Origin of the sequence: Noviherbaspirillum denitrificans, assembly GCF_002211445.1 — a bacterium.
Taxonomy (GTDB): Bacteria; Pseudomonadota; Gammaproteobacteria; order Burkholderiales; family Burkholderiaceae_D; genus Noviherbaspirillum; species Noviherbaspirillum denitrificans.
Window position 1 is genome coordinate 4,114,815 of record NZ_LSTO01000001.1, and the last position, 19,364, is coordinate 4,134,178.

17 protein-coding genes are annotated in these 19,364 nt (G+C 63.8%); 10 read left to right on the plus strand and 7 right to left on the minus strand.

Annotated elements, in window-relative coordinates; translation table 11 throughout:
* Both AYR66_RS19935 and AYR66_RS19940 read left to right on the plus strand, forming a co-directional pair.
* A partial coding sequence (locus tag AYR66_RS19935) for an NAD-glutamate dehydrogenase domain-containing protein (RefSeq protein ID WP_206047232.1) occupies positions 1 to 2,062 on the plus strand: 2,062 nt, incomplete at its 5' end.
* Between the two features lie 11 nt (positions 2,063 to 2,073).
* Positions 2,074 to 3,060 carry a succinylglutamate desuccinylase gene (locus AYR66_RS19940; protein ID WP_234814952.1) on the plus strand — a complete coding sequence of 329 codons (987 nt, stop codon included), beginning with the start codon at positions 2,074 to 2,076 and terminating at the stop codon, positions 3,058 to 3,060.
* Here the strand turns inward: AYR66_RS19940 and AYR66_RS19945 are convergent.
* Both AYR66_RS19945 and AYR66_RS19950 read right to left on the minus strand, forming a co-directional pair.
* On the minus strand, positions 3,057 to 3,434 hold the full coding sequence (locus tag AYR66_RS19945) for a response regulator (RefSeq protein WP_170942222.1): 378 nt from the start codon (positions 3,432 to 3,434) through the stop codon (positions 3,057 to 3,059). The genes AYR66_RS19940 and AYR66_RS19945 overlap by 4 nt on opposite strands.
* A gap of 17 nt (positions 3,435 to 3,451) precedes the next feature.
* Positions 3,452 to 4,978: a response regulator gene (locus AYR66_RS19950; RefSeq protein ID WP_088708950.1), complete on the minus strand. Its 1,527-nt coding sequence runs from the start codon at positions 4,976 to 4,978 to the stop codon at positions 3,452 to 3,454.
* A 345-nt stretch (positions 4,979 to 5,323) separates the two neighbouring features.
* Here AYR66_RS19950 and AYR66_RS19955 point away from each other — a divergent pair, with 345 nt between their 5' ends.
* The 8 genes from AYR66_RS19955 to AYR66_RS19990 all read left to right on the plus strand — a co-directional run bounded on the left by AYR66_RS19955 (position 5,324) and on the right by AYR66_RS19990 (position 15,641).
* The gene (locus AYR66_RS19955) at positions 5,324 to 9,232 is read left to right on the plus strand and encodes a hypothetical protein (RefSeq protein ID WP_088708951.1); all 3,909 of its coding nucleotides are present in this window, start codon (positions 5,324 to 5,326) and stop codon (positions 9,230 to 9,232) included.
* A gap of 224 nt (positions 9,233 to 9,456) precedes the next feature.
* Positions 9,457 to 10,653: a nuclear transport factor 2 family protein gene (locus AYR66_RS19960; protein WP_088708952.1), complete on the plus strand. Its 1,197-nt coding sequence runs from the start codon at positions 9,457 to 9,459 to the stop codon at positions 10,651 to 10,653.
* 62 nt (positions 10,654 to 10,715) lie between these two features.
* A complete protein-coding gene (locus AYR66_RS19965) occupies positions 10,716 to 11,933 on the plus strand; it encodes a L,D-transpeptidase family protein (protein ID WP_170942223.1) in 1,218 nt (405 codons plus the stop codon).
* Positions 11,934 to 12,381: 448 nt separating this feature from the next.
* A complete protein-coding gene (locus tag AYR66_RS19970; RefSeq protein ID WP_088708954.1) occupies positions 12,382 to 13,350 on the plus strand; it encodes a hypothetical protein in 969 nt (322 codons plus the stop codon).
* Positions 13,351 to 13,633: 283 nt separating this feature from the next.
* Positions 13,634 to 13,888, plus strand: a complete 255-nt coding sequence (locus tag AYR66_RS19975) for an AbrB/MazE/SpoVT family DNA-binding domain-containing protein (RefSeq protein WP_088708955.1) — start codon at positions 13,634 to 13,636, stop codon at positions 13,886 to 13,888.
* Positions 13,882 to 14,202, plus strand: a complete 321-nt coding sequence (locus AYR66_RS19980) for a type II toxin-antitoxin system PemK/MazF family toxin (RefSeq protein ID WP_088708956.1) — start codon at positions 13,882 to 13,884, stop codon at positions 14,200 to 14,202. The genes AYR66_RS19975 and AYR66_RS19980 overlap by 7 nt, the downstream gene beginning before the upstream one ends.
* A gap of 17 nt (positions 14,203 to 14,219) precedes the next feature.
* Positions 14,220 to 14,534 (plus strand): flagellar transcriptional regulator FlhD, encoded by a 315-nt coding sequence (gene flhD, locus AYR66_RS19985; protein WP_088708957.1) that lies wholly within the window; start codon positions 14,220 to 14,222, stop codon positions 14,532 to 14,534.
* Positions 14,535 to 14,639: 105 nt separating this feature from the next.
* Positions 14,640 to 15,641, plus strand: a complete 1,002-nt coding sequence (locus AYR66_RS19990) for a hypothetical protein (protein ID WP_088708958.1) — start codon at positions 14,640 to 14,642, stop codon at positions 15,639 to 15,641.
* Here the strand turns inward: AYR66_RS19990 and AYR66_RS19995 are convergent.
* From AYR66_RS19995 to AYR66_RS20015, 5 genes are all read right to left on the minus strand, one after another.
* Positions 15,629 to 16,120: a hydrogenase maturation protease gene (locus tag AYR66_RS19995; RefSeq protein WP_234814953.1), complete on the minus strand. Its 492-nt coding sequence runs from the start codon at positions 16,118 to 16,120 to the stop codon at positions 15,629 to 15,631. The genes AYR66_RS19990 and AYR66_RS19995 overlap by 13 nt on opposite strands.
* A gap of 1 nt (position 16,121) precedes the next feature.
* On the minus strand, positions 16,122 to 17,582 hold the full coding sequence (locus tag AYR66_RS20000) for a Ni/Fe hydrogenase subunit alpha (protein WP_088708960.1): 1,461 nt from the start codon (positions 17,580 to 17,582) through the stop codon (positions 16,122 to 16,124).
* 10 nt (positions 17,583 to 17,592) lie between these two features.
* A complete protein-coding gene (locus AYR66_RS20005; RefSeq protein ID WP_088708961.1) occupies positions 17,593 to 18,144 on the minus strand; it encodes an NADH-quinone oxidoreductase subunit B family protein in 552 nt (183 codons plus the stop codon).
* Position 18,145: 1 nt separating this feature from the next.
* Positions 18,146 to 18,859 carry a 2Fe-2S iron-sulfur cluster-binding protein gene (locus tag AYR66_RS20010; RefSeq protein WP_088708962.1) on the minus strand — a complete coding sequence of 238 codons (714 nt, stop codon included), beginning with the start codon at positions 18,857 to 18,859 and terminating at the stop codon, positions 18,146 to 18,148.
* A partial coding sequence (locus tag AYR66_RS20015) for an NADH-ubiquinone oxidoreductase-F iron-sulfur binding region domain-containing protein (protein ID WP_272938354.1) occupies positions 18,852 to 19,364 on the minus strand: 513 nt, incomplete at its 5' end. The genes AYR66_RS20010 and AYR66_RS20015, both read right to left, overlap by 8 nt.

A 19,364-nucleotide genomic window follows, 5' to 3' on the forward strand; every position in this document is an offset into this window, starting at 1 on the left:
AACCTTCTCGGATATCGCCAACGGTATCGCGGTCAAGCGCGGCTTCTGGCTGGGCGATGCGTTTGCCTCCGGCGGCTCCAATGGCTACGACCACAAGAAGCTGGGCATCACCGCCAAGGGCGCATGGGAAGCGGTCAAGCGCCACTTCTACGAGATGGGCCACGACTTGAATACCACGCCGATCACGGCTGTCGGTATCGGCGACATGTCGGGCGACGTGTTTGGCAACGGCGTGCTGCTGTCGCACCAGTTGAAGCTGGTGGCGGCCTTCGACCATCGCCACATCTTCATCGACCCGAATCCCGACCTGGAAAAGTCCTTCAATGAGCGCCAGCGCATGTTCGCCCTGCCGCGTTCCTCCTGGGACGACTATGACAAGTCGCTGATTTCCGAAGGCGGCGGCGTGTGGCACCGCACCGCGCGCAGCATCGACCTGTCGCCGCAGGCCCGTGCCGCGCTCGGCATCGAGGCGACGAGCATGGCACCGGAAGAACTGCTGCATGCGATCCTGATGGCACCGGTCGACCTGTTCTACAACGGCGGTATCGGCACCTACATCAAGGCCTCGACCGAATCGCACGAGCAGGTGAAGGACCGCGCCAACGATGCGATCCGTGTCGACGGCCGCGACCTGCGCTGCAAGGTGGTGGCGGAAGGGGGTAACCTCGGCGCGACCCAGGCGGGCCGCATCGAATTTGCGTCGAGGGGCGGCCATATCTTCACTGATGCGATCGATAATTCCGCCGGCGTCGATTGCTCCGACCACGAAGTCAACGTCAAGATCTGGCTCGATACCGAAGTCAACGCCGGCAAGCTCGGCGCCGACGAACGCAACCATCTGCTGAACGAGATCACGCCGGACATTGTGCGCCTCGTCCTGCGCGACAACACGCTGCAGACGCACCTGCTCGTGCGCGAGGCGCAGGCGCAGTTCGACGACACCGTGCACGATAGCTATGCGTCGCTGATCGCGATGCTCGAAGCCGAGGGTGTGATCTCGCGCAAGCTGGAGCAATTGCCGACAGCGGCCGAACTGGTCACGCGCAAGAACGAGGGCAGGGGACTCACCACGCCCGAACTGGCCGTGGTTGTCGCCCATGTGAAGAACCGCTACAAGCGCTTGCTGGCTGAGCTGAACCTGACGCAGTTTGCGTGGGCACGCACCCTGCTGACGCCGTATTTCCCGCACGCGCTGGTCGCTACCCGCGACCCGCTGGAACATCCGCTGGCCAATGCCATCCTGGCCACCGTGCTCGCAAACGAATCGGTCAACCGCTGCGGTCCCGTCATGCTGGCGGAAATTGCGCAAGCGCGCGGTGTGAAGGAAACGGATGTGATCTGTGCCTGGGCGCAGGCATGGGCGGCGCTGAACCTCGCACCGGTGTTCGATACGCTCGACGCCCATGCGCTGCAGGTGCCGCGCGAAGTGTCGCTCGCGGTCGATCAGCATACCCGCGCATTGCAGAAGGCCGTGATCCAGGGCGTCCTCTCGGTGCCCGAACAGCAGCTGCGCGAATCCGGCGCACTGGCCGAGCTGACCGCACTCTTCGGCATGCCGGAAGGCGTGCAGGAACTCGCGCCCGCCGTGCCTTCCTCGCTGCCGCTGCAAGGCATGCCCGCACCTTTTGCGCAAGCGTGCGAGACGGTGGAAGCGATCGAAGGCATCGCTGACTTCCTGTTCGCCGGCCTGTCGGTGCCGCGTCCGGAAGGCATGAGCCTGCCGCAGTTCCTCAAGCTCGGCATGGCGCTGCGGCGCCAGGCCGGCATCGACGGACTGGAGCGCGTGCTGATGCATGCGCCCGCCAGCGCTACCCAGGAACCCCTGCGCGACCATGCATTGCAAGCCTTGCGCCGCGCGCAGCAACGACTGTTGATGCGCGTGCTGCAGCAGGCGCCCCTCGGCACGCGGCCGGTCGCCGATCCGGCGGCGGTGGTGGCTGCCCTCATCGACAAGCTCAAGGTCGGCGCGCGCATGGCGGACGGCCAGCCCAACCTCGAACTGGCGGTGCTGGATGCCTGGGCCTTGTCCGAGGCAGCATCGACGGCATCGGACGGCGCATGATGCAGGCAATCATGGAAAACAGCCTTCACGACAGCGTGCGTTCCTTGGCGGAAGCCGATTTCACGCACGCAGCCGACAGTTTTGCCAACGCCGGCTTCAAGGTGCGCCTGCCGGCGAAGGGCATCCTGCAGGTCGTGTCGTCCAGCCACATGCTGCGCCGTCCGCGCCTGCTGCTGTCGGTCGGCGTGCACGGCGACGAGACCGCGCCCATTGAAATGCTCGCGCAACTGCTGGCCGCGCTTGAGCGCGAGCCGCATGCGCTTGCAGTGGACCTGATGGTGGTCGTCGGCAATATGGCCGCCATCACGGAAGGGAAGCGTTTCATCGACGCAGACCTGAACCGCATGTTCCGCAGCGATCGCGGCGATCTGGCTGCTACCGCGGAAGCGGCGCGTGCCGACGTGATCATGCGAGCGACGGCAAGTTTCTTCGCCGGGCCCGATGCCGATAAGTGGCACCTTGACCTGCACACGGCCATCCGGCCGTCCGCCTATCCGACATTCGCGGTAGTACCGGCGATCATCGCCGGACCGCGCAGGGAGGCATTACTCGGATTGCTCGGCCGCGCCGGCATCGAAGCGGCGATCCTGAATACCAAACCGGCAGGCACGTACAGCGCGTATTCCGCTGCAAGTTTCGGCGCGGCAGGTGCGACCGTGGAGTTGGGGCAGGTCGGGGAGTTCGGTAACAATGACTTGGGGATCGCGGCAGGCATGTCACGGACGCTGGACCACTTCATGCGCACCGGGCGGCTCGAGCAGAACGAGACGAGGCCGCGGGTGTTCCGTGTGGCGCAGGAGCTGGTCAAGCGCTCTGATGCCTTCCGCATGGCATTCGGCAAGGACACGCAGAACTTTACGCCTTTGCAGCCTGGCAGCCTGATTGCCGAGGATGGCGATACGACCTATCGTGTCGGGGGTGAGACGGAATATGTGGTGTTCCCGAATCCCGATGTGCGCCCGGGGTTGCGGGCAGGCCTGATGGTCGTCGAAGACTAACGTTTTTGTTTCATGCAGTGGTCGATCGCCTCGACCACCTTGACCGCATTGAACGGCTTCACGACAAAGCCGCTGATGCCCACCTGCAGCGCCTTTTGTACATTGTCCAGCGTCGGCAGGTTGGTCACCATGATCATGCGGACGCCGGGTGTGTTCAGCCTGATCCGTTCCGCCGCCAGGTGACCGTCCAGCCTTGGCATGTCGATGTCGAGGAAGGCGATGTCGGGCTTGTGCGCGTCGCACAGCTCGACCGCCTTTTCACCGTCGCTTGCTTCAGCGACGACCTGGTGCCCGTGTTCACGCAACAGCAGGCGCAGGACGTGGCGCGTCGTGCGGTCGTCGTCCGCAATGAGGATGTTCAATTCATTTCGCACGGCGGGCACCCTTCACTTCATGGTTCAAGCAGGGATTGCAGCTTGCCGCAGACGCGGCGGTATTCGGCTTCGATCGCATCCATCTTCGCATCGACATCGGCCACTGAGCCGGCCTTGACCGACAGTTCGAGAGCCTTGCAGAGCGCCGAAAGTCCGGTCGCACCGATCGAGGCACAGCTTCCGCCAAGCGCATGGGAGACCTTGGCCAGCCGGGTGCGATCGCCCGCGGCCGCGGCTTCGCGCATGGCCGCCAGCCGTGGCGCCCCATCTTGCTGGTAGAGCGCAGCCAGCTCCGCGAAATCGGCGCCGAACATGTCCTTTACTTTTTCGAGTTCATCTGTGCATGCGGGATCTTCCTGCGCGGCAGGGCGCTGCAGCCAGCGGGCCAGGAGGTCGCCCAGCAGCTGCGGGCGGATCGGCTTGGCCAGGAAGTCGTCCATGCCAGCGGCGAGGCATCGCTCCTGTTCGCCCTGGCCGGTGCTCGCGGTGAGGGCCACGATAGGCGTGCGGCGGCTGCTTCCTTCGGCGGCCCGGATGCGTTGGGTGGCTTCCAGTCCATCCAGCACAGGCATTTCGCAGTCCATCAGGATCAGGTCGAAGCGCTTCCAATTGTGCATTTCGACGGCCTGCATGCCGTCGGATGCAACCTCGGCCTTGTAACCGAGCTTTTCCAGCATGCGGGCGGCGACCTGCTGGTTGACCGGGTTGTCGTCGGCGACGAGGACGGTGCAATCCGCAGGTGCGGGCAGATGTGCGGCACCGTGGGCGTCACGCGGCGCCGCGGAATCGACGGCTGCGCGCGGTCCGCTCGCATCGTGCATGGCAAGCGGCAGGTCGACCGTTACGCGAACCAGGGTGGCAGGCGGACGCGAGCGGTCGATTTCGATCGAGCCTTTCATCCTGTGCACGAGTTGCGTGCACACCGCCATGCCGAGCATGTCACGGGAATGCACCTCGTTGCCGGTGTTGCCGCCGCCAAGCATCGACGCAAGCGAACCGCTGTCTTCGGAGGATTGCGGGACATTCGCTTCGAGCACCACCCTGCACATTTCACCGGGCAGGCGAATTGCGTTTACCGCCAGCGACATTGTCTCGCCTGACGCGTACTGAAGCGCAACATCGGCCAGCGCCGAAAAGACTTCGCGCAGCCGTGCGGCGTCGCCAAGCAGGCGCACGGACGGCGGATAGACGACCGACAGTGCGATGCCCTTGCTGTGCGCCCCGGCCGGCTTTGCCGCCAGCGCAGCCCGGACTTCCTGCAGCAGGTCGAAGGGCGCCTGGTTGAAACGGAAACTGTTGGACTCGATCAGGGACATGTCGACGATCCGTTCCAGTGATTCGAGGAGGTTGTCGACGCTGTGCTGCGCGGTGCGCGCGTATTCCTGCTGCGAAGGCGTCAGTCCGGTGTCCAGCAGCAGGTCGAGCATTCCGCGCACGCCGTTCATCGATGTGCGGATGTCATGGTTCATGTCCGCCAGCAACGCACCCATGGCCATCACGCCTGTCTTGTCCTGGCCGGCGGCGTATTTATCATATGTATGCATGATTCTCTCAATGGCATTCGACTCAGGGAGGGCGGGCGCCGGGCCCGTCCGGCGGCAATCATGGCAACTCTAAGGCTGCCTGTCAGCAATTGTCACGTATCTGAATCAAGCAACGCGTAAGCGGGTCGCCGGACCATTATTGAAGCGCCAATTGCCCTCGTCCGGCACCCATAAACATGGGAAAACAGCCATTTCCCGCCCATTTTCCGGAAATGGCTCCCAATTCCCCTTCTGTTCGGGGGGCTGGCTCGCCGGCGAGTTACTGATAATGCACATTAAGAAATTCCGGCTCGGCGCGCACTTTCATCACAACCGCCGGAATCGCTCATCAGCGGGGGCAGACACATGGACAACAAACAGGCGATGCATAAAATCTCGGGACACCACGGCGCGGCCCTGGCGGACGAGGATATGGGAGAAGCGAGTACGCAGGCGTCCCAGCCAAAGTCCCGCCCCGGTGCCGTCGACCTGAAAGCCATCCGCGAAGCAATCGCCCGCGTCGAAGCCGAAGCCAAGGCGACGGTCGCCGCCGAAAACCGTGCCCACGCTGAAGCCCGGGCACGTGCCCTCGCCGAAGACCGCGCTCGCCTTGAAGCCGCAGCTGCCGCCGAAGCCTACCAGAGTGCCCGCGCCGCCGAAGAAGCCATTGAAGCCGGCCGCGTCCGCCTCGAAGCGGAACGCCAGGCACGCGAAGCCGCTGAAGCCCGCGCTGCCGCCGTCAAGAAGGAAATCGCCGAACTGCGCGCCCGCGCCGAAGCGGAAGCCGAAGCCAAGCGCATCGCCGACGTGCGCGCCCGCACCGAGGCCGAAGCCCGCCAGCGCGCAACGGAACAGATCGCCGCCGAAACCGAACTGGCCCGGCGCGCTGCCGCCGCTGTGGAAGAACTCGCCCAGGAAACCGAACTCGCCCGCTGGCAGGCATCCCAGCGCGTCGCCGCTGCAGAAGCCGCCAAGCAGGAAGCGGAAGCCCGCGCCCGTGCCGACGCCCGCATCGCCGAGCTTGCCCGCGAACAGGAGCGTCGCGAGAAGGAAGCGCGCATCTCCGCGGAAATGCTGGCCAAGGCGCGCAGTGAAGCCCTCGAAATCGCGCGCGAGCGCGAGCGTACCGAAGAGCTGGCGCTGCAGGCTGCATTGAGCCGCGCTCCCGCTGAAGTGCGTGCCTGCGAAGAAGCGCGCGCCCGCGTGATGGCGGAGCAGGAGCAGGAAGCGATTGCGCTGGCGCGCATCGAAATGGAGCGCAAGACCGCACAGGCACTGGCCGTGCGCCTGCAAGCCGAATCGGAAATGCGCGAAGCGGCCGCGCGCCGCGAACACGCCGAAACGGTGGCCGCCGCCGCCGCCGAAGCCCGTCGCGAAGCAGAGGAACAGATCCGCGTCGCCACAGAATCCCGTATCCGCGTCGAGCGCGAGTTGCAGGAAAAGGCCTTGGCGCGCATCGAGGCGGAACACCACGCCGACCTGCAGGCACGCGCCCGCGCCGCTGCCGAAGAGCGTGCCATCCAGGAAGCCCGCGAGCGCGCCGCCGCCGAGCAGAAGATCGTCGAAGCGGCCCAGGCGCGCGCGAATGAAGAAGAGCGCGCACGCCAATTTGCCGAAAAGCGCCTGGAAGCCGAGCGTGCCGCAGCACGTCTTGCCGCCGGGCAGGCCGCTGCCGAGCAGGCTGCCTTCGCGCGCGCCGCCGAGCATGCGGAACTCCAGCGCCAGAATGCGGAACTGGCCGAATTCAAGGCGCGCGAAGCAGTGGAAGCCGCCCGTGCCGAACGCAAGCGCGCCGAAGCCGAGCAGGAAGCCGTCGCCGCCCTGCAGGAAAAACTGCGCGCCGAAGAAGCAGTTGCGGCGGAAGTCGCCGTCCGCGCGGAAGCGGAGCGCCAGCACACCAGCCTGTTGCGCGATCAGGAAGAAGCCGAGCGCGCCGCGCGCGTGGCCAAGGAGCACGAATGCGCAGCGGCCAAACTCGCTCTGGCCAAAGCCATCGAACGCGCGGACATCCAGCGCGAAGCCGCGCAGGCCGCTCTCGCGAAAGCGCGTGAAGCCGTTGAACTGGCACGTGTCGAACGCCAGCGAGCCAAGGATGAGCAGGATGCGCTGCAAGCGCTGCAGGAAAAGGTGCAGCTGGAGCGCCAGCGCGCCGAGCTTGCGCAGCAGGCACTCAAGGCGGCGCAGGAAAAGCTGGCCGCCGAACAGGCCGCGAACGCCGAAGCCGAAGCACGCCTGCGCGCCGATGAAGAGCAGGCAGCCGCACTGCGCGAACGCGAAGAAGCTGACCGCGCACTGGCTGCCGCGCGCACAGCGGAAGCAACGGCGGAAAAACTTGCCGCGGAGCAGACCCGCGCAGCCGCTGAACTCCAGCGCAAGGCGGCCCACGCCGCGCTGTTGAAGGCACGCGAAGCCACCGAACTGGCGCGCGTCCAGCGTGAACGCGCAGAAGCCGAGCAGCGCGCGCTGCAAGCCGAACAGGACCGCCGCCTGGCGGAAGAAGCCGCCCGCAACGAAGCCGAGGCCCGCGCACGCGGCGAGGAAGGCCACACCGAGCTGCTGCGCGCCCGCGAACAGGAAGAGCGCGAAGAACGCCTTGCGATCGAGGCCAAGTGCGCCGCCGAAGAAATCGTCCTTGAACAGGCCGAGCAACGCGCCGAGAGCGAACGTCGCGCCGCCGAAGCTGCGGAAGCCCGGGCACGCGAAGCGGAGGAACTGGCCCGCGCCGAACAGAAGCGCGCCGAAGCCGAACAACAGGCGCTGGAAGCCGTGCAGCAGCACCTCGCCGCCGAGCAGGCACTGATCGCCGAGGCCGAAGCCCGCGTCCGCGCCGAACGTGAGGAAGCAGAGGCGCTCGCCGCCCGCGAACAGGCCGAACAACTGGCCCGCAAGTCGATTGAAGCGCGCCTCATGGCCGAAAAGCAGGAAGCGCAGCAAGCCACCGAGCGCGCCGAGCTGGAACGCAAGGCCGCACAGGTCGCGCTCAGGAAGGTTCGCGAAGCAATCGAACTGGCCAAGGCCGAAAAGGCCCGTGTCGCCGCCGAGCAGGAAGCGCTCGTCGCCATCCACGCCCGGCTGGAAGCCGAAAAGAAGATGCACGCCGAGGCGGAAGCGCGCATCCGCGCCGAGCAGGATCAGGCTGAAGCAGTCCAGGCGCGCGAGCAGGCCGAGCGCAGTGCCCGCGAATCCGCCGAAGCGCAATGCGAGGCAGAAAAGCAATTGCTGGAGAAGGCGGCCGAGCAGGCCGAGTCCCAGCGCAAGACGGCTGAAATCGCGATTGCGAAAGCGCGCGAAGCCATCGAATTGGCGACCGCCGAGCGCCAGCGCGCCAATGCTGAACAGAAAGCCCTTGCCGCCCTGCAGGAAAAGCTGCGCGCGGAGCGCGAAAGCACCGCCGCCGCCGAAAAGGCAATGGCTGCCGCCGAACTGCGGATGGCCGCCGAAAAGAGCGCCTGCGAGGACGCCAAGGCCCGCGAGCGCATCGAGACCGAGCTGGCAAAGATCACCCGCGCCCGCGAAGCGGCCGCACGTACTGCCCGCCAGGCCGCCGAGGCCCGGATGGCAGCCGAAAAGCAGTTCCTCGAACAGGCCGCCGAACAGGCGCAGTCGCAGCGTATCGCCGCCGACGCAGCTGAAGCCCGGGCCCGCGAGGCCATCGAACTGGCCCGTCTGGAAAGTGCCCGCGCCAAGGCCGAGCAGGAAGCCTTGGCCGCGATCCGGGAAAAGGTGCAGGCCGAAGAGACGGCCCACGCCGAAGCTGAAAAGCGCGCCGCGCTCGAGCGCGAAGCCGCCGACCTCGCCACGCGCCGCCTGGCTGCCGAAACCGAAGCGCGCGCCGCGGAAGAAGCCCGCGCCGAAGCCGAACGCCTCGCCCTGCAAGCCGCGCGCCGCCAGAAAGAATACGCCGCATCCACGACCGAACAGGCAGAAGCCCTGCGCGCGCAGTGTGACCGTGAGCGGGAAGAAGCCGAGGCCATCGCCAAGGATCTGTTGGAACGCATGCAGGACAGGAGCGAAGAGGTTGGCGAATGGCGCGTGCGCGCACAAGCGGTGCTGGCCGACTCGCCGGTACCTGCATCGAAAGCCCGGACCATCCGCCGTCCGCTGGCCGCCGTATTGGGTGGTGCTGCCTTCGTCGCCGGCGTTGCCGTCGCGGCAAGCTTCACGATGCAAGGCGCCGCGCCGGGCGATGCCGCAGAAATCGCGGTTGTCCCGGCGAAGTTGCAAATGTCTTATCAGCTCAGCGCGCCGGTCCAGCCGGGCAGCAGCGGCGAATGATGTTTCTTTGCTATTCCCGGCGGTCCGCATCACGCATGGATCGCCTGCCGTATGCCTCTTTTTCCCCGGTTGTCCGAATGGTACGCAGGTGCTCCAAAATGGCGTAATCAAACCAGTGAGGTTAGAATGCACTGGTTTCAAAATGCGGCCCGGCAGGCCTTTCGCGCCGCTGGAAGCGCTGGCCGGATGAGGGCTGTTGCCGCACAATAAAATAACCACACCCCATGAATTTTTCGACGCGCCGCATGATCAATTTCCGTTTGCGCCCTGTACTGAACAAGACCGTTGCCTGCTCCGGCCTTGTTGCCGCGCTGCTTGCCGCACCCGCCTTCGCCGACGATTACTCGGACGTCACCAAGTTCATGCGGGCCGGCCAGTACACCGAAGCGCTCACCCGCGCCGACGCCTTCCTGACGCGCAATCCGCGCGATGCGCAGATGCGCTTCCTGAAGGGCGTCATCCTGACGGAACAGAACAAGTCTGCGGACGCGATCGCGGTCTTCACCAAGCTGACCGAGGATTTCCCCGGCCTGCCCGAGCCGTACAACAATCTCGCCGTGCTGTATGCGGCCGCCGGCCAGTACGAAAAGGCGCGTACCGCGCTCGACTCCGCCATCCGCACCAACCCCAGCTATGCCACCGCCTATGAAAACCTGGGCGACGTGCATGCCAAGCTGGCAAGCCAGGCCTATGACAAGGCGCTGCAGCTCGATTCCGGCAATTCCGCCGCCAAGTCCAAGCTGACCCTGGTGCGTTCGCTGGTGAGCAGCATGAATGGCGCCAATACCGCGGGTGCGAAGGCCCCGGCTCCGACACCGACGGTCGTTGCGAAGGCACCCGAGGCTGCGCCTGCTCCGGCGCCCGTCGCCAAGCCGGCTCCTGCGCCTGTCGCGCCGCCAGCGGCAGCCCCGGCACCGGCCCCTGTGGCGAAGGCACCGGCTCCGGCACCAGCCCCGGCACCGGCACCGCAAGTGGCCAAGGTCGAGCCCAAGCCCGAACACAAGGTCGAGCACAAGCCTGAACCGAAGGCAGAGCACAAGCCTGAACCGAAGGCAGAGCCGAAGCAGGCACGCAACGACGATGAGCGCGACGATGTGCTGAAGGCGCTCAACGGCTGGGCCCGCGCGTGGAGCGCGCAGGACGTGAAGTCCTACCTCAACTATTACGGAAACGATTTCCAGACCCCGGGCGGCGTCGCCCGCAAGGCATGGGAAGAAGACCGCCGCGCCCGTATTACCGGCAAGGGCAGCATCAGCGTGAAGGTCGAAGCGCCGCAAGTGTCTGTCAACGGCAACACTGCGACAGTGAAGTTCCGCCAGGTATATGTATCGGATCGCCTGACCGCCAATACCCGCAAGACGCTCGTCTTCGCGAAGCAGGGCGGCAAATGGCAGATCAAGCAGGAGACGACGGGTAGCTGATGTTCCGCTTCCAATTTACAAACAGTTGCAAGGGCGCACGCTCTTCCCGGGCCGTGCTCCTGATGTTGTCCTTGCTCGCGGCAGGCGCGCTTGCCGTGCCCGCAAGCGCCGTGACGAAGAAGCAGCAGGCCCGCACGCAGGCACAGCCACAACCCCAGGTGCCGGCGGCCGCACCCGAAGCGGAAGATCCCGAAGTCCTGCTGATCGACGTCTACAAGGCGCTCGGCGCGCATAACCTGCGCAAGGCGCTGGCGCGTGCGGACAAGCTGGTGGATGCCTATCCGACGTTCCGCCTCGGCCACCTGATCCGCGGCGACCTGTTGCTGATGCAGACGCAGCCGGTGAAGACGCTCGGCGCAGTGGACGGTCCCGAAGACAAGCTCAAGAACCTGCGCGAAGAGGCGATGGTACGCCTCAAGTCGCTGCGCGAACGCCCTGATCCCGACCTGGTTCCGCGCCTTGTGCTGAAGCTGCGCGAGGACCAGAAGCATGTGCTGGTCGTGGATGCGCGCCGCTCGCGGCTGTATGTCTATGCCAATCGCGGCGGCCAGCTGAAGTTCGTTACCGACTACTACGTCAGCCAGGGCAAGCTTGGCGTCAACAAGCTCAAGGAAGGCGACCAGCGCACGCCGGTCGGTGTGTACTACATCACCAGCCACCTGCCCGGCGCGAAGCTGCCCGATTTCTACGGTTCCGGCGCGCTGCCGATCAACTATCCGAACGAGTGGGACAAGATCAACGGCCGCAGCGGTTCCGGCATCTGGCTGCACGGCACGCCGTCGGATAGCTTCAGCCGTCCGCCGCTGTCGTCCGACGGCTGCGTGGTGCTGACCAATCCCGACTTGCACAAGCTCGCCAATTCGGTCGAGATCGGCAAGACACCGGTGGTGATCGCTGAAAGCGTCGACTTCGTCAACAAGACGAAGTGGGACAACGACCGCATGCTCGCTGCCCGCCTCGTCGACGGCTGGAAGCGTGACGTCGAGACGCTCAACACCGCGCGCATCGGCGAGAATTATTCGCGCAAGTTCAAATCCGAGCGCGGCGAGAGCCTCGAGTCCTGGCTGGGCAAGCATCAGCAATCCATGAGCGGTGTGCGCGGCCTGTCGGTCACGCTGCGCGACATGACGCACTTCTTCTATCCGGGGCGCGAAGACATGATCGTCAGCACCTTCACGCAGGAGTCGCAGTTCGGCAAGAACAAGACCTCGATCCGCAAGCGCCAGTACTGGGCAAAGGAAGGCTCGCACTGGAAGATCATCTACGAACTGAACCTGTGAAGATTGCTGTACTTCACCATGACGGCTGCCCTCGGGCAGCCGTTTTCATTTGCGTGCAGGCATTGCGCAGACGCGGGGAAACATTGCATTGACGCAGCGCTTGCCCGTGCATGATTCGGATCAATGAGCGTTTGGATTGTGCGCGGCGGATATGTGAAAGCGCAGCAGGCAAGCCTATGCTGTTGAACTTGAAATGACTGCCGAAGGTCATTCATTTGCGCAGGCAATTGGATAGCCTGCGCAGGACGTCATGCAATGTCCAGATTGCGGGACGCACAATCCGGCTGCCGCCGCGAGGTGTGTCTCATGCCACGCGCTGCTTCCTGCCGAGTCCTCGCCGGCCCGGCGGCAAGGTGGCTTCGTGTATGCCCGGCACCCAGGGGCCGGGGACGGTTCTTATCTTCATGTCATCCATACCGGGATGCAAAAAGACAGGAGGATGCGTCACTTGACCGGAACATCATCTGCAGGACCCGCGGCGTCCGCTACCCGGACTTTTCCGGACAATACTGCCGATGCGACGCCAACCCGGCGGCGTACGCGCACCGACCGCGGCGCCGGAGATACGCAGGCCGACGATCGCATCGAGCCCACGATCGTCGATTACGGCCATCCGGCCGGAGCGAGCAGTGCGTACGAAAGACTGCACGGACTTGGCCCGGAGTTTGGCGAGGGTTACGCCCAGCCGCAGCGCTCCCGCACATCGCGCGCCCTCGTGATGGCAGCGGTATTTGTCGTCGGGGCCGGTGTCGGCCTGGCGGCAGCGATCTGGCTCGGCAAACCGTCGCCGCAAGCCCGGCTCTCCGCACCGCCGCCTCCATCGGCCAGCAGCCGGGCAGCAATCGTGCGCGGCATCAACCCCAGCGAATTGCCCTACGATGGCGTGCCTCCGCCTGCGTCCGCACCATCTTCTGTTGCGACGGATGCGTCGCCGGCTGTGCCACAGGTCAGTAACGAGGATGATGGGGCGCAGCAGCCGGCCGCCGACGTGCCGCCCATCGTACCCAAGGCGACGAAAAAGCAGGATGCCGAAGGGGTGCCGAAATCGGCGAAGCCATCCGGGCAAGCCGGCGCCAGTGTCGCCAGTGCCGCGCCCAAGCGCAAGAATCCCGCCAGGTCCGATCGTGAGATCGAACGCATCCGCCGCCAGGTTGAAGAAGAACTAAAAAAAAAGACTGATCATGGCCGGGCTCCTGGCAACACGCGTTCCGGCCTGGACCAGGGCGCACGCAGGACTGACGGCAGCCGGCAGGTAGCCGCATCCATCTCGCGCGTCTCGACAACGCGCGCATCGCTTGCACGTTGCGAGAAAAGCACCAATTTCATCCGCCGGGAATATTGCCGCTGGCAAGTCTGCAGCGGCGCATGGGGCAAGAACGGTTGCCCGTCCTACCAGCAGCAAGCCTCGGTCTACTGACACTTCCATTCCGTCACTGTCGCACTCGTCCGCGCCTCAGAGGCCCGGACGGGGGAGTCATCGCATTTCCGTGACGTTGTCTTTCCTCGTCTGGCGCAAAATGCTGCCGCCAAATCTTCATATCTCACTTTAAAAATTTCTACAGCATTACTTGAAATACGTTCCAACAACATTAATACATTGTTCCAACAAAACGTGCATAGTTCCAACATTGTTCAAATAAAAATATTCCCATTGGCAAATATGTAGTACTATGTTCGAACATTCTGTTAAAGGAATTTCCATGAAGACTGCCATCCGCAAGATGGGTAACTCGCAGGGGGTCTTGATCCCCAAGCCGTTCCTGTTACAGACCGGTCTGGATATCGGCGAAGTTGAAATCGAGGTCGAGAACGAAGCGATCGTGATCCGCAAGCCGAAGCGGAAATCCCGGGAGGGTTGGGCGCAGGCATGTCAGCGCCTGGCGGAGCAGGCGGCGGCGCAAGCGATTGCGTGGCCGCTTATTGGCAACGAAGTGGAAGCAGATTTTTCATGGTGATGCGCGCCGATGTATGGCTGGTCGAGTTTGAAAAACCGATCGGCAGCATGACGCAACAGCGGTGGCCGTGCGTTGTGGTCTCGCCCGAGGAAATGGACGAGTTCCTGAGCACGCTCATCCTCGCGCCGATGAGTACGCGCGAGCTGCCGGCACCGTTCCGAATTCCGGTCCGGTTCATGGGCAAGGACGGACTGATCCTGCTGGATCAGATTTGTACGATGGAAAAGTCGCGGTTGATAAGAAAGCTCGGATCCATCGATGAGGTAACGATGGCCAAGGCTCTGGATGTTCTACAGGAAGTTTTTGCTTACTAAGATAAGGACCGACTCACATGGCTAACGATTATTTGGCAGAAATTCGCGACGTCAATCTCAGCTACCTGATGATCGCGCAGCAGATGATTCGTCACGACCGCGCCGAAGCGATTTTCCGCCTCGGCATCAGCGGCGAAATGGCCGACCTGCTGGCCGGCATGAGCAATGCGCAGGTGCTGAAGCTGGCAAGCTGCAACGTCATGCTCTCGCGCTTCCGCTTTACGGATACCGAGATCCTGTCTGCGCTGCTGCGCGACAAGGCGGGCAATGCAACCGCGCCGGTGCATGCTTCGATCATCATGTCTTCGCAGGCGCCGGAAACCATCCTGTAAAGGCGCCGCGCAAGTCCATGGCCATCCTGACCCTTCGCGCCGTTCACCGTGCCGCACCGCCTGGTGCTGTTGCGCGCCGGATCGCGCCGAGCGGAGGCCGCTGACATGCACGCGCTTGAATTGCGCAACGACGCCCTCCAGTGGGAAACCGAGCGCCAGAACCGCCTCCTGCAAAGCGCCACCGAACAAAAGAAGAAACAGGCGCGGCTGGAAGCAGTGCCGCAGGAGCAGGCCCCCGCCGCAGGCGTCCAGTTAAACGAGTGGGTGGACAAGGTCAGTGTGATTCCCGACATCCGGTCGGCACTGATCCCGCTCGACAATCCCGAGGGATGGAGCAAACCGTTTTCCCTGGCCAAGGCCGATATGGAGCCTTGGTTTTCCTATTTCAAAGGTTACCGGCAGTCACGGCTGTTCCTGTCGCAGGCGGTGCACGATATCGACAACCCGGACGCCGCCAGCATCGACTACCCGGTGCGTGCGCTGCTCGAACTCAAGAGCGCCGATGCCCGCCTGATCACCGAGCCGCCGGTCCAGATCAATGGCCAGGTCGAGTATTTCGACACTGACAGCGCCCTGAACGCAGGGTACGACGCCAGCCAGTTCCGCGCGCTGTTGCGCTCCGCCGTCCTCACCCATGACAAGCAACTGAAGCGTGCCGAGGAAAAAGGCCGCGAAATGGGCGACGCACTCTATGATGCCTTGATGGGAGAAGGGCACGCCAATCTCATCGGCGCATGGGAAAGAGTGTTCCATCGCAAGCCGACGATCGATGAGCTGCACCAGATGCTGACGTCGGGCCGCATTCGCGTATCGGCTGAAAAGAAGGCCGCTGCCGTTTCAGCAAGGAAGCCCGCTCTGGAGATGCCGCCGGCGGCACCGGTAATGCGTCCCGCACCGGAACGCAGGCCGGCCATTCCGACCGTCGAGGCACCGCCTCCGCCGCCGGTCATGGTGACCCCCGCCGCCGAGGATGACGACGATGACGAACCCTTCGTCTCCCTGTCCCGCCGCAAGAAGAAGCTTACCCTGCCGCGCAAGCTGGTATGGTCGGTCGCGAATGCGGCTGCAGGCTTCGTCGCCGTCGCGGCCTACATCTACTTTTTCTGATTTTCCACGGATGCGGGGCCTTTGCTCCCGCTGAGCCAGTCTTCAATCATCCCGATTGCAGCGCTCAGGTTGCTTTCCGCCTGGGGTGACAAGGGAATGCCCAGGTCGAAGTCATAGCCGCGTATGCCGAGCAGGAAGGCCGGCGGCGCATCTTCGTCATGGAAGTCACGATAGACCGCCAGCAAAGTCGCCGGTGACAAGGCATGTGTGGTGAACGACGCATCCTGCTTCGGCAGCAGAGGGGCGAAGGAAAACGGCCCGATGCCGCTGGCGGCGGCATCGATGAACACGATACGCTCGCGCCCGGCGAGATCGGTCACGAATTCGATCTGCAACTGGAAATCCGTCACCACCTCGACCTCACCCCATTCCGGACGGCTGGCGGCCAGCTTGCCGATCGCCTCGACGGCCATTGGCCCCAACGCGTCATCGCCGCGGCTGGGGTTGCCGTATCCAATGATGAGGGTAGGGGCGATCAAGTCAGTCTCGTGTGAGGCGGTGCACCAATCGGCCTTCGGCATCCAGCAGTTCGGCCGTCAGCGGCATCTTGCCAAGCGCATGGGTAGCGCAGGACAGGCAGGGGTCGAAGGCGCGGATCGCCACTTCGACATGGTTCAGCAGGCCCTCGGTGATTTCGTTGCCGTTCAGGTACTGGCGTGCAACCGTGCGAATTGCTTCGTTCATCGCCTGGTTGTTGTGCGTGGTCGACACGATCAGGTTGCACATGGTCACAAGGTCGTTGTCGTCGACTTCGTAGTGGTGGATCAGCGTGCCACGCGGCGCTTCGATCACGCCGACACCTTGATGCGCGCGATCCCCCTTGACGACAAGGTCCGTGCCAAGCAAGTCTGGATCATCCAGCAAGTCGCGAATGACTTCTGCGGCGTGCAGCAGCTCGATCATGCGCGTCCAGTGGTAAGCAAGAGGCGCATGCATCGGTCCGGCGGAGTACGCAATGAATTCCTGGCGCTCCAGCTCGGCCAATGGCGTCGGAATACAATCACAGTTCTGGATGCGTGACAGTGGACCGACGCGGTACCAGCCGTCCGCCGGTCCGATCGATTTCAGGTACGGGAACTTCATGTAGCTCCACGGCTTGACCTCTTCCTGGATCAGCGATTCGTATTGCTGGCAGTCGATACCGTCGAACAGGATGCCTCCCTTGTCGTCGCGCACGCGCAAAGTGCCATCGTACAGGTCGAGCGCGCCGCCGGCTCCCACCAGCGACATCATGCCGGCCCGGAAGGCGCCGAAGTTGTCATAGAGCGCCGGGTTCTGGCGATGCAGGTCTTTCACCATCTGCACCGAAGCAATGCCCCAGTTGACGATCTCATCGATGTCCTTCCGCAGCAGGTTGACCTCCTCAATACTCAGCGCCTTGTTCATGCCGCCCGGGATCGAGCCGGTGCCGTGCACGCGCTTGCCCGAGGTTATGCGGATGATTTCCTGCCCGTATTTGCGCAGCAGGATGCCACGTTTTGCCGCGTCGGGATATTGACGGGCGACGCCGACGATATTGCGCAACGCAAGCTCGCTGTCGAAGCCGAACAGCAGGTCCGGCGAACACAGGTGATACAGGTGCAAGGCATGCGATTGCAGAATCTGGCCATAGTGCATCAGGCGGCGCAACTTTTCGGCAGCCGGCGTGATCTGCGTTGCGCCGACAATCAGGTCGAGCGCCTTCGATGCCGCCAGGTTGTGGCTCACCGGACAAATGCCGCACAGGCGCTGCACCATCACCGGCACTTCCCAGTAGGGACGGCCCTCGATGAATTTTTCAAAACCACGGAACTCCACGATGTGCAGGCGTACCTGCTGCACCTGGTTCCTGTCGTCGAGCAGGATGGTCACCTTGCCGTGGCCTTCCACCCGTGACACTGGCTCAATGGCGACGCGGCGCAGGTTCTCGGGGTGAGGGGCTGTTTCGAGGCTGGAATTCATGACAGTGTTCTCAATCGAAACGGATCAGCGGGTAATCGAGATGCGGCTCGCGGCCCGCCAGCAAGTCGGACAGCACCTTCCAGATCGTGTCGCCCGAGGGCGGACAGCCGGGAATGGAATAGTCGATGTGGACCACCTCATGCAGCGGGTAGACCTTGTCGAGCAGCAGCGGCAGCTCCGGATCGTTGGGAATTCCGGAATTGCTCATGCCGCGACGATGGACATACACCGTACTCATCACGTCCTCGAGCGGCAGCGCATTGCGCTGCGCCGGCAGTCCGCCGTTGATCGCGCAGGCGCCGATTGCGATGAGCGTCTTGCAATTGGCGCGGAACTCGCGCAGCACATGCACGTTCTCCGCATTGCAGACGCCGCCTTCGATGATGCCGATGTCGCACAGTCCGCAGTGCTTGATGTCGGTCAGCGGCGAGCGGTCGAATTCAACCAGGTCGATCAGCTGCAGCAGGCGTTCGTCGATATCCAGGAAGGACATGTGACAGCCAAAGCAGCCGGCCAGCGAAGTCGTCGCGACGCGGACCTTGGGTGGAGCGGGTGCATTCACGTCACTTTTCCTTTCGTTCAATGGCAGTGAACACGCTGATCGGCTTTTCATCGTAGGTGCGCTCGCCGATCGGCACCGCGAATCCCTTGCGCTTGGGCAGGATGGCGCCGACCGGGCAGACATGCGCCGCCTTGTCGCTCCCGGCGAAATCGGAGTCGCCCAGCTTGCCGGAGGCGGAATTCACGATCAGGCGTGTATGGATGCCTCGACCGGTCAGTCCGAACACGTTCTTGCCATCCACGTCCCGGCTGGCGCGCACACACAGCGAGCAGAGGATGCAGCGGTTGGTATCGAGCAGGTAATCCGGATGCGAAGCATCGACCGGGCGGTTCGGAAAGAACTGCGGGAAGTGTGGCGTCATCATCTTCATGTCATAGGCCGTCGCCTGCAGCTGGCAATTGCCGCTCTTTTCGCACGACGGACAGAAATGATTGCCTTCCACGAACAGCATCTGGATCAGCGTCATGCGTTCTTCATGCAGCAATGCGGTATCGCTTTCCACGACGAGCCCGTCCTGGGCGAGCGTGGTGCAGGACGCCATGAAGCGTTCGCCAATCTTGACGGTACACACCTTGCAGGAGCCGTGCGGCTTCAGGTCGGGGTGGTAGCACAGGTAAGGCAGGTACTGACCGGCCTCCATCGCTGCCTGGATGATGGTCTGCCCGGGCGTGAAGGGGATGGTTTTGCCGTCGAGGATGAAACTCTGTTCACTCATGGTCGTCTCCGAGATGGGCGGCGGCGTCGTCGCGTTGCGTCAGCGCACGGGCGGGTGCCAGGGAGGCGTCGAGGTCGAATGCAGGGACAAAATTCTTGTGCAGCAATCGGCGTTCATACGCGGGGCGGAATTTCGCGATGGTTTCCAGTGCCGGATTGCACGCGGAATGGCCAAGGCCGCAGTGGCTGAGCTTGAACAGGTGCCGGTTCAGTTCCTGGATTTCCGTGAAGTCCTGCGGCGAACCCTTGCCGGCTTCGAGCTTGTCCATCATGTCGGCCAGCAGCGAGGTGCCGACCCGGCACGGCGTGCAAAAGCCGCAGCTTTCGTGCGCGAAGAAGTGCGTGAAATTGCGTGCCACTTCAAACATGTCGCGACCCTGCCCGAACACCATGAAGGAACCGGCGGTCGGAATGTCTTCGAAGGCAATCTTCCGGTCGAATTCGTCGGGGGCGATGCAGACGCCCGCGGCGCCGCTGACCTGCACCGCCTGCACGTTGTTGGCGCC